The sequence below is a fragment of the Okeania sp. SIO3B5 genome (assembly GCF_010692555.1).
In the GTDB taxonomy this organism is placed as follows: Bacteria; Cyanobacteriota; Cyanobacteriia; order Cyanobacteriales; family Microcoleaceae; genus Okeania.
Genome location: NZ_JAAHHG010000265.1, coordinates 5,875 through 13,670 on the forward strand (window position 1 = coordinate 5,875; position 7,796 = coordinate 13,670).

Annotated in this window: 7 protein-coding genes; 5 read left to right on the top strand and 2 right to left on the bottom strand. The window is 39.8% G+C overall.

Annotation, left to right across the window (positions count from 1 at the left end):
- The 5 genes from F6K54_RS27325 to F6K54_RS27345 form a co-directional block, all read left to right on the top strand.
- Nucleotides 1-949: PEP-CTERM sorting domain-containing protein (locus tag F6K54_RS27325; protein WP_293084636.1), on the top strand; the 949-nt coding region annotated here is incomplete at its 5' end.
- A gap of 463 nt (nt 950-1,412) precedes the next feature.
- Complete coding sequence (locus F6K54_RS27330; RefSeq protein WP_293084653.1) at nt 1,413-1,922, top strand: transposase; 510 nt, start codon at nt 1,413-1,415, stop codon at nt 1,920-1,922.
- A gap of 20 nt (nt 1,923-1,942) precedes the next feature.
- Entirely contained in the window at nt 1,943-2,209 is a 267-nt protein-coding gene (locus F6K54_RS27335; protein WP_293084638.1) for an RNA-guided endonuclease TnpB family protein, read from the top strand.
- 202 nt (nt 2,210-2,411) lie between these two features.
- Complete coding sequence (locus F6K54_RS27340; RefSeq protein WP_293084641.1) at nt 2,412-3,326, top strand: PEP-CTERM sorting domain-containing protein; 915 nt, start codon at nt 2,412-2,414, stop codon at nt 3,324-3,326.
- 279 nt (nt 3,327-3,605) lie between these two features.
- Nucleotides 3,606-4,061 (top strand): PEP-CTERM sorting domain-containing protein, encoded by a 456-nt coding sequence (locus F6K54_RS27345; protein WP_293084644.1) that lies wholly within the window; start codon nt 3,606-3,608, stop codon nt 4,059-4,061.
- Nucleotides 4,062-4,252: 191 nt separating this feature from the next.
- Here the strand turns inward: F6K54_RS27345 and F6K54_RS27350 are convergent, their stop codons facing one another.
- A complete protein-coding gene (locus tag F6K54_RS27350) occupies nt 4,253-4,663 on the bottom strand; it encodes a hypothetical protein (protein WP_293084647.1) in 411 nt (136 codons plus the stop codon).
- A gap of 352 nt (nt 4,664-5,015) precedes the next feature.
- Nucleotides 5,016-7,001 (bottom strand): efflux RND transporter periplasmic adaptor subunit, encoded by a 1,986-nt coding sequence (locus tag F6K54_RS27355; protein ID WP_293084650.1) that lies wholly within the window; start codon nt 6,999-7,001, stop codon nt 5,016-5,018.
- Nucleotides 7,002-7,796: the final 795 nt, after the last annotated feature.

The following is a 7,796-nucleotide window of genomic DNA, read 5'->3' on the forward strand; positions in this document are numbered from 1 at the left end:
GTTTGCCCCTGTATCTAACATCATCGAGAAAATTATGAGTAATCAAAAACATCAATTAATAAGTCAAGCTATTCTAGCTATAGCCACTACTTTTAGCCTTTTTTCTGCCACTGTTGCTAATGCTGCATCCCTCAATGTTCTCTGGTATGGTCAGACCGATGCTTATAATACGAAAATCTCAGAGTTAGCTGCTCTAGCACCAACATTTGACCCAGAAGGAGACGGTAGTTTAGATTGGAATCTTACTATTTGGAATCCCCAAGACCAAGCACCCAACTTTTCTGATTATGATGTTTTGGCGATCGGAATTGGTTTGAAAGAAGGAGAATTATTTGATTTTAACCCTACTAGGATTTTAAATAACAAAGAGGCGATATCCGCAGTCAGGGGAAACCGAACTTTCTTAAGTGGTCAGGATGCAGATGCACACTATACTTATAACATTGGTCCTCGTCCTAACGGTCCTCTCGGTTTCTTAGTCAATGCCGTTAACTGGGCAGGTAGTGGAGAAGGTATGGGTATTGTAGGTTTGACTGATAGTGGATATCCTACAGATCCTCTAAATCGAAATCGGCGATGGTGGTTAAATGAGAACTCTTTTTTGAAGGATGAATTAGAAGGTTATGTTTCCTATGCATGGGACGAAAATGTGGTTATTCCCACAGAAACTTCGGATTTTGCAGTGAATGAAGGCTTAACCAGTGCAGGTTTGAGCAACTGGAACATATCTTTCCACGCTACTTTCGACAAAAATATTCCTGGTTACTTATCTATTAATGATGCTGGTTCTCATCCTGGTTATGCCGTTACTATTGTCACTGCCTCCGAAGCTGACGGTGGTACTTTGGGCGATGAAATAGAAGCAATTCCTGAACCTGGTTCAATTTTTGGTTTATTTCTTTTGGGTGGTTTCGGTCTTCGTTCTCTTTTATTGCGTATGTCGCAATAATACAAAACAATACAGTTGTATTTCTAACTCGATCACCTCAACACTTTAGGGGCTAACTACTGAACGCAAATAATTAGACAAAGTTGGACAAATCTTAATAAATCTTGAAAATCTGCTGGTTATATGCTATCATAAATTAAACTCATCCTAAATTATCAACAACTTTTTTTTCATGGTGTGCGTGTTCAAATGCAATCAATTAAGACCAAATTAAAAGTTAACAATTACCAAAAAACCATACTTGCCAAACACGCAGGTGTAGCTCCTGACTGCTTATAACTGGGGGTTAGCAACTTGTATTACTGAGTACGAAAAAACTAAAAAACGCCCAAGCGCCATCACCCTGCATAAGCGTTTAGTAGCTGAAGTCAAATCAATTAATCCCTGGTATTATGAGGTTTCTAAATGTGCCCCCCAGCAAGCATTAAGAGATTGAGAGAGGGCATTTAAAAACTTTCTAACTATCCCGAACCGTGGATTTCCAGTCTTTAAGAAAAAAGGTAGAAAAGACAGCTTTTACTTAGAAGGAAGTATTAAGATTTTCCAAGGAAACTACATACAATTACCCAGAATAGGAGTAGTAAAAACATACGAAATCTTACCGAATTGCAAAGTAAAAAATGTCAGAATATCCAAAAGAGCAGATAATTGGTACATCAGTTTTAAGTATGATATTGAACAATATCCAACAGAAAAAGTTGAAGAAACTATTGGTGTAGACATAGGCATAAATACATTAGCAACCTGTTCTGATGGCAGTAAATTTGCTAACGTCAAAGCCTACAGTCAAGCAAAAAAAAGATTAGTTCGTCATCAACGTGCAGTTAGCAAAAAAGTTATTGGTTCTAAAAACAGACTCAAAGCAGTAAAAAAACTAGCAAAACTTCACAAAAAAGTAGCCGATATCAGAGCAGACGCACTACATAAACTCACAACATGGGCGAGCTTTAAACCACAGCACTATAGTAATTGAGGTATGACAATGTAAGTGGAATGCTCAAAAATCACAAACTAGCAAGTGCTATTGCTGATTGTGGTTTTTATGAATTTAAACGTCAACTTACATACAAATGTGAATGGTACGGCAGTGAATTACTCATAGCTCCTAGATTTTATCCAAGTTCTCAAATATGTTCAAACTGTGGGCATCAACAGAAAATGCCGTTAAATGTGAGAACTTATGAATGTAGTGAATGCGGTTTTCAAGCTGATAGAGATTTTAATGCTGCTGTCAACCTGAAAAACTATGTGTATCAGTAGCTTGAGTTTCAAGCGAATTTAAGCCTGTGGAGAAGATAAGTTACAGACTGCGGTCAGTGGTCTTCAGTGTTTGCGCAGCATTCCGCAGGAAAGCAGGAAACTAGCTCCAAAGCTCATGCAACCATGTATGGGTAAGTTTGGGTAAGTTTAGTAGAACGGAAAAAGGCTGTTTGCCCCTGTATCTAACATCATCGAGAAAATTATGAGTAATCAAAAACATCAATTAATAAGTCAAGCTATTCTAGCTATAGCCACTACTTTTAGCCTTTTTTCTGCCACTGTTGCTAATGCTGCATCCCTCAATGTTCTCTGGTATGGTCAGACCGATGCTTACAATACGAAAATCTCAGAGTTAGCTGCTCTAGCACCAACATTTGACCCGAAAGGTGACGGCAGTTTAGATTGGAATCTTACTATTTGGAATTCCCAAGGTGCTACACCTGACTTTTCTGATTATGATGTTTTGGCGATCGGAACTGGGTCGAAGGCTGGAATATTTAACTTTGACCCTACTGGGATTTTAAATAACAAAGACGCAATATCTACAGCTAGGGGTAATCGCACTTTCTTAAGCGGTCAAGATGCAGACGCGCACTATTTTGGCAGTCCTGGTCCTCGTCCTAACGGTCCTCTCGGTTTCTTAGTAAATGCCGTTAACTGGGCAGGTAGTGGAGAAGGCATGGGTATTGTTGTTTTGCCTGATGGTCATGGAGACGTAAATTCACCTCCATCTTCGCGTCAGCGGTGGTGGTTAAACGATCGCTCTTTTTTGAAAGATGAGTTAGAAAGTTATGTTTCCTACTTCAATACAAATAGTGTGGTTATTCCTACAGAAACCTCGGACTTTCCAGTAAATGAAGGCTTAACAACCGCAGGTATAAGTAACTGGAATCTATCTTCCCACGCTACTTTCAACAAGAATATCCCTGGTTACTTATCTATTAATGATGCTGGTTCTCGTCCTGGTTATGCGATTACTATTGTCACTGCCTCCGAAGCTGACGGTGGCACTTTGGGCGATGAAATAGAAACAATTCCCGAACCAGGTTCAGTTTTTGGTCTATTTATATTAGGTGGTTTCGGTATTCATTCTCTTTTATTGCGTATGTCGCAATAATACAAAACAATACAAAAATACTTCAAAATTGGAGATTCATTAAAAAGCGATCGCCTCAAAACCTTAAGAGCAAATATAGGAGAAAACTGTTTTATGATTTCCATGAAAAAACTATCCATAGCTTGCCTCGGAGCAACAACTATCGCTTTAGCAATAAACAAACCAGTAAGCGCTAGCGTCTTTTTCAACTCCGATACTGGTCACTATTACGAGTATGTTCCAGGTGCATATACTTGGAACTAAGCAAAAGTTAGTGCTGAAACTCGCTATTATAAAGGTTTGCAGGGATATCTGGCGACCATCACCTCTGAAGCAGAACAAAACTTTATTATTTCCAACATCGGTATACCCACAGAGCATTTCTCTGCACAAGCAGGTGGATGGTTAGGTGCAAATGACGCAGCAACAGAGGGTATTTGGGAATGGGTAACTGGTCCGGAAGCGGGAACAGTATTTTGGCAGAACGGCACACCAATTGGCTACAATAATTTTCACCCAGGACAACCGATCAATTTCAGAAACCAAGAACACTACGCTCATATGTTTAGACCTGGAGGCATCACTTGGAATGACCTGCATGAGTCTGCTCCACTAGGCTATTACGTTGAGTATGGTGGCCTCAAACCAGAACTACCACTGGAACAGGAATCTGTCCCCGAACCTGGTTCAATTTTTGGTCTATTTCTATTGGGTGGTTTCGGCGTTCGTTCTCTTTTATTGCGTATATCGCAATAATACAAAATAATACAAAAATATTTCAGAATTGGTGATATCATGTCCGGTAGCATCGGAGCGTGTATAAAATTAAGGTGATAATGGAAGAAAACCTTCTGCCTCCTGCCTCCTGCCTCCTGCCTCCTGCCTCCTGCCTCCTGCCTCCTGCCTTCCTTTGAAACTATTCAACCGGACATGATATTACCCAAAAATTATGATTCTACGAAGTCTTTTAAGGCTAAAAGTGTTTGAGATAAAGATTCTTTCATTTGAGCGGCTAACATAAATGAAAAAATATACTTGAAAATTCCCGAAAACAAAATTCTGTGTGTAACTAAAGTTTTGCTTTCAAATGGTTGAAGAATATGTTCCATCCTGATAGTACATAAAGGTAATTTTGATTCAGTAATAAATGACTTATTCCTAATTACTTTTACTAACCTAATTTGAAGGCGAGTCCCAGATTGTATTTGTAAATCAATCAATGAATTATCAGCAAAATCTCCATGAAGATATGCATATTTAGTATCTGGGTCCCAATTCGACCATTGGTTCACCTCTGAATAAATTTTAAAGATATTTTCTGGGTTGGCATTAATTTCTATTTTGGACTCAAATTGCATTGTTGGTTCACCTCATTGTATAGTTGGCAGTAGGGTAGTGTGTGAGTAGGGGAGTAGGGCAGTAGGGCAGTAGGGGAGTGGGGGAGTAGGGGAGTAGGGGAGTAGGGGAGTAGGGGAGTAGGGGAGTAAGGGAGATTAAATATTGAAGTAATTATAGAATTATCAACATATACTATATAACCGGATTATATATAAATCAATTTTACCGAAGAATTAATAATTAAATAATTAAATAATTAAATAATTCAGGTAAAAATCCTCCCCTTTCAAGGAGAAAAAAATTTATTTTTTCCTTTTATTCAATCCTATCCGTTTTAGGGAGAGGTAATTATCAATTATCCATTATCAATTATCAATTATTGAAAATATCATCTAACTTTTTACCTTCTGGCAGTTCTATAAAAACTCTTTCTCCAGCCTTTATTCCCTGCAAAATCTGTATTTGATTACCAACACTAAAACCAAGAGTAACAGACTGAAACTTCGGTTGATTCTTCACATCAGGAATTAATACCCCAGTCTCTCCCTTATTAGTAACGATCGCCACCGTCGGTACAACTAAAGCATTCTCCAAGCGATCGCCTAGAAATTGTAAATCAACATTCATTCCTGACTGTAATTTTTCTTTGCCAGTCTCCAGAGCCACTCGCACCTCAAATAATGTTACATCTCTTTCTACTACTGCCTCTGGAGCAATTAATTTCACCTTACCTTTAAACACTTGGTCTGGATAAGCATCAGCCACAATTTCCACACTTTGACCAGATTTAATTTGACCTATATCCGCCTCTGGAACTTTTGCCAAAACCTCTAAACCTCTAGCCAAAGCAACAATAGAAGTCGAAGAAGCAGAAGTCGCATTAGAAGCAGAAGTCGCAGGTGTCACAAACGCTCCTTTCGTTGCATATCTTTGAGTAATAATTCCAGAAAAAGGAGCGCGAACCTCAGTATCTTCCAACAGAATTTCCTGATAGCGGACTTGAGCTTCCATTTCAGCAACTTCAGCTCTAGCTCTAGCAATTTCCTCCGGACGAGTACCATTTTCCAACTCCTCCAACTGACTGCGAGCTTCCGCAACTTCAGCTCTAGCTCTAGCAATTTCCTCCGGACGAGTACCATTTTCCAACTCCTCCAACTGACTGCGAGCTTCCGCTACCTCCGCTCTAGCTCTAGCAATTTCCTCCGGACGAGTACCATTCTCCAACTCCTCCAATTGACTGCGAGCTTCCGCCACTTCCGCTTCAGCTTTAGCAATTTCCTCCGGACGAGTACCATTTTCCAACAATTGAAAAGCCTGTTTTTCCTGTTCCACAGCAGCAGTTAAACGCTCTATCTCTGCTCCTCTAGCTTGAGTTAGTTGTTCCAAACGTTTTTCAGCTTCCCGTAAATTAGCCCTGACTCGGCGGTCATCTCTAACATATTCTTCGTAAGCATCGCGAGCGATAGCACCCTCACTTGCCAAATTTTGATATCGAGCTTGCCGTTTCGTCGTTAACTCCAACTCTGCCTTTGTCGCCTCTATTCTAGCCTTAGCTTGTTCAATTTCCTCCTTCAAACTTCCAGTCTTAGCATCATCCAAACGAGCGATCGCCTGTTCTAAACGTGCCTTCCCCTGAGCAATTTCTTCACGACGGTTGCCAGTTCTTAGTTGAGATAAATTAGCTTCAGTTCTATCTAAACGCGCTCTAGCAACAGCAATTTCTTCGCGACGACTACCTGCTTGCAATTGGGATAGACGAGCTTCCACTTGATTTAAACGCGCTCTAGCAGCAGCAATTTCTTCGCGACGACTGCCTGCTTGCAATTGGGATAGACGAGCTTCCACTTGATTTAAACGCGCTCTAGCAGCAGCAATCTCTTCTGGACGACTACCAGTTTCCTGTTTTGCCAAATTTGCCTTAGCACTTTCAAGTCTGGCCTGGACTTGGCGGAGTTGGACTTCTAAGTCACGACTTTCCATCCGGGCAATAACTTGGCCTGCTTGGACGCGATCGCCCTGTTCGACATACAATTCTGCCAAACGGCCTTGATTTTTAGGAGAAAGGTTGACTCGTTGTATTGGTTGGACTTCCCCACTAGCTGTAATTCTCACAACTATATTTTGAGCTTGTACAGGTATAGTCAAACTTTCAACGATTTCTTGTTTTCCCTGAGACTGGTTACGGATTAAATATATGCCTGTGGATATAGCTAAGAGTCCCGCTGCCACCAGAGCGATCGCCCATTTTTTTCCCTTCTTGGGGCGCTCAACAGGTAATTGTATATTGCGGTTGCTTTGCTCTTGGGGGGTGGGGGTAGTTAGGGTGTTAGTTGTACTGTCTTGAAAGCTAGTTTTCATTATTTTTTCCTTCTCAAATTTTGGTAATTATGATTTCTATTATTATTGACTTTTTTACTTATCTGTTACGAAAGGGTTTAAGAATTTTGGTATTTAATCTTAACCTTAACAATTAAAAATAATGGGTTGCTGATTTGCGATTAAGCCTATAATTTAACTTACAATAGCTGTAGTATAATATTCGGAAATTAGTAAAAGTAGTTGCGCTGAAACCAGGCTTTACTTATATCAAATCTGGTATAGCATTTCCCAATAAAGACACAAAAAATTATCTATATGTCAATACGGTTCAGTTAAGACGAAAACTCCTATGATATGGAACGATTAGATAGGCTTTTTAGACTACAGAACTGGAAAAAAAATCCTTAACTGAACCGTATTGATCTATATGTGTAATTTCCACTCATATGTCTAATATAGAACCCCTAAGCGCATCTCTAAAAATTTAGGTGACCGCTCCTATTACTTAACTTAAGCATATATCTTTTCGGAGAAAGATATTTCCAATCATCAAAAATCAAATCAATTATTGTAGAGCGTGTCATCAATTATTTCCCCCCTACTCCCTACTCCCTACTCCCTACTCCCTCTTTTCTGGAGAGAGCTAAAAGATACCAAATGGGTTCTATAAAAAGATGAAAAAGATGGCATACTTCTCAAGAGTCATCTTACAGCGCTTTTCGCTCTTGATGAACCACATCGTCATAACCACGCGCCCTGTAGGGACGTTGCATGCAACGTCCCTACTGAAATGAAAACCGCTGTATAGTTTTCTCAGAGCGATCGCCCTTGAAA